Here is a 1,509-nt window from a genome sequence, read left to right as displayed (position 1 = left end):
CTGACCGGCGGCGCCGAGTGGCGCATGGGCGAGAGCGGCTTTTGCATGCGCACGGCCGGCGAGGTCGTCCACCACGCGTCCAACGTCAATCACGCCATGCGCACCGGCAAAGACCCACTGCTGGCGCTCTACATCTGGCGCGGCGGGCCACTGGCGCAGAAATCCGATATTGCCGGAACCGTGGCGCAGGGCAGGGGCTGATGGCCAGAGCGATCATGCTGCAGGGCACGGGTTCGGATGTCGGCAAGACGGTGCTGGTCGCCGGCCTCTGCCGCGCGGCAAAAAAGCGTGGGCTGAAGGTGCGGCCATTCAAGCCGCAGAACATGTCGAACAATGCCGCCGTCGCCGACATTCCGGGCGACAACAAAGCCGGCGGCGGCGAGATCGGCCGCGCGCAATGGCTGCAGGCGATCGCTTGCGGTGTGGCACCCTCGGTCCATATGAACCCGGTGCTGCTCAAGCCGCAGACCGATGTCGGCGCGCAGGTCATCGTGCAGGGCAAGGTGTTTGGCGAGGCGCGGGCGCGCGACTACCAGGCGATGAAGGGCCGGCTGATGGACGCCGTGCTGGACTCCTGGGGCAAGATCGGCGAGGGCGCCGATCTGGTCATCGTCGAGGGCGCCGGCTCGCCGGCCGAGATCAACCTTCGCAGCCGCGACATCGCCAATATGGGCTTTGCCACGCGCGCCGACGTGCCGGTGGTGCTGGTCGGCGACATCGATCGCGGCGGCGTCATCGCCTCGGTCGCCGGCACGCATCTGATCCTGCCGGAAGAGGACCGACGGATGATCGTCGGCTATCTCATCAACAAGTTTCGCGGCGACGTTTCGCTGTTCGACGACGGTATCAGGTCGATCGAGAAATTCACGGGCTGGCGCTGTTTCGGCGTCGTTCCGTGGTTGAAGGCGGCGGCACGCTTGCCTTCGGAAGATTCGGTGGTGCTGGAACGGCTGGCGTCTGGCGAAACGCGCGCGCTGAAGGTGGCCGTGCCGGTGCTTGGCCGCATCGCCAATTTCGACGATCTCGACCCGCTCAAGGCCGAACCGCAGGTCGAGGTGGTGTTCGTGCCGCCCGGAAAGCCATTGCCTGCCGATGCCGGGCTGGTGGTCATTCCAGGCTCCAAGTCGACGATCGGCGATCTGCTGAAGTTCCGCGAGAACGGATGGGATCGCGACTTGCTGGCCCATCGCAAGCGCGGCGGCCATGTCGTTGGTATCTGCGGCGGCTTCCAGATGCTCGGCCGCACAGTGCGCGACCCTGACGGCATCGAAGGCAGCGTCATCGAAGCCGAAGGGCTCGGCCTCCTCGACGTCGAAACGGTGATGGAACCGGAAAAGACGGTGCGCAACGTCAGCGCCCGTTCGGTGCCGTTCGACTTGCCGCTCGAAGGCTACGAAATCCACCTCGGCCGACACCGCCCCGTCCTCGACACCATTGATGACAGCGGAAGGCCGCAGCGTATCCGGTCCGATGGTGCGGCCGAGGTGGATTTCGTAGCCTTCGAGCGGC

The 1,509-nt window shown here is 66.1% G+C and carries 2 protein-coding genes; both read left to right on the top strand.

Translation table 11 applies throughout. From position 1 onward, the window contains the following. Positions 1 to 201 (top strand): dimethylsulfonioproprionate lyase family protein (locus EN984_RS34205; protein ID WP_245480184.1); only part of this gene is annotated, 201 nt, incomplete at its 5' end. Next, the coding region (locus tag EN984_RS34200) for a cobyric acid synthase (protein WP_164765904.1) at positions 201 to 1,509 on the top strand (1,309 nt) is incomplete at its 3' end. The genes EN984_RS34205 and EN984_RS34200, both read left to right, overlap by 1 nt.

The sequence above is a fragment of the Mesorhizobium sp. M7A.F.Ca.CA.004.12.1.1 genome (assembly GCF_003997835.1).
Classification (GTDB): Bacteria; Pseudomonadota; Alphaproteobacteria; order Rhizobiales; family Rhizobiaceae; genus Mesorhizobium.
Note: the sequence above shows the minus strand (reverse complement) of the source record. Positions and strands in the feature narration are given on the sequence as shown.